1 pseudogene is annotated in these 789 nt (G+C 66.3%); it reads right to left on the reverse strand.

Annotated features, from left to right (window positions below):
* Positions 1 to 458: pseudogene (locus A3764_RS17605) on the reverse strand (glutamine-synthetase adenylyltransferase); the annotation flags it as partial.
* Positions 459 to 789: the final 331 nt, after the last annotated feature.

The following is a 789-nucleotide window of genomic DNA, read 5'->3' on the forward strand; positions in this document are numbered from 1 at the left end:
AGGTCATCTTCGGTCATGCCGGGCAGCTTGCCGCGCCGGATCTGCTGCGCCACCCCGGCCCGCAGCGCGGCGGTACAGGCGGCATCGGCGAAAAGGCTGAGCGCCTGCGTGACCTCTTCCAACGTCCATGCACCGCAAAGGTCCGCCATCGCCGTCATCAGCGCGATCCGGCGTTTGCCTTTGCGCAGGGCATCGGAAAGGCCCGCGCTGTCCAGCGCACGGGTGAAAGCGATCTCTGCCGCGAGTGCGGATGCCGGATCTTCGGCAGCGCCGCGAAACCAATCGGCTTCCTTTTCCAGAAGGCTCATCAGATAGGGGGCGGCGGATGCCGATCCCGCGACGGCCTCGCGCAGCTCGACCGGCAGGTCGCCCAGCAGGTTCAGCGCATCCCGGGCGCGGTCTGCGTTGTGCACACGGGGGCTGCGGGTCATGCGGGCGGCGAGCGATGTCTGCGTCATGCCGCCAGCATTGATGCGGCACCGGGGCAAGGTCAATCCCGCGGGCGGCGCCCTCGGCGAAAGGGCCGGCACGACGGATATGTAAAAAACATTCACATCGCCCCTTGCAGAGCCATGGGCCGATCCCAATCTATGCAATGTGAAAGACGTTCACATCCACTGCGAAAGGCCCGGCGGCCTTTCCCCAAACGAAAGGTACCGACGATGACGACCATCGCATCCGAAACCCTGAATTCCCCGCGCGGCAACCTTCTTGCCCGCACCGAAGGCTGGCTCGACGCCCGCGGCAAGGCCGCCTGGATCGCCGCGACGGTGGTGGGGTTCGTCCTGT

Origin of the sequence: Sulfitobacter sp. HI0129, assembly GCF_001635395.1 — a bacterium.
Classification (GTDB): Bacteria; Pseudomonadota; Alphaproteobacteria; order Rhodobacterales; family Rhodobacteraceae; genus Sulfitobacter.